1 protein-coding gene is annotated in these 235 nt (G+C 61.7%); it reads right to left on the bottom strand.

Features of this window, described 5'->3' with window-relative positions; translation table 11 throughout:
* On the bottom strand, nt 1-235 hold a 235-nt coding region (locus tag R0J87_RS24790), incomplete at both ends, for a GNAT family N-acetyltransferase (protein ID WP_498889690.1).

The following is a 235-nucleotide window of genomic DNA, read 5'->3' as shown; positions in this document are numbered from 1 at the left end:
CTTTCATGATCAGCGCGTCTTCGCGGCCGTTAGCACTGACACTGCTGTCGGCCCGGTAATAGTCTTGCCGGCGACTGACCAGCTCGAAACCACTGGCCAGGTATAACTGACTGGCCCTGGTATTGCCGGCCCGCACTTCGAGCCAGATGTCCTGCCCGCCATCTGCTTGGGCGGCAGTCACAAACGCCGCCAGCAACTGACGGCCCAGCCCTTGTCCCTGCCACTCAGGATCAAC

It is taken from the genome of Halomonas sp. SIMBA_159, from assembly GCF_046536035.1.
In the GTDB taxonomy this organism is placed as follows: Bacteria; Pseudomonadota; Gammaproteobacteria; order Pseudomonadales; family Halomonadaceae; genus Vreelandella; species Vreelandella venusta_A.
This window is presented reverse-complemented; position numbering and strand designations above follow the sequence as displayed.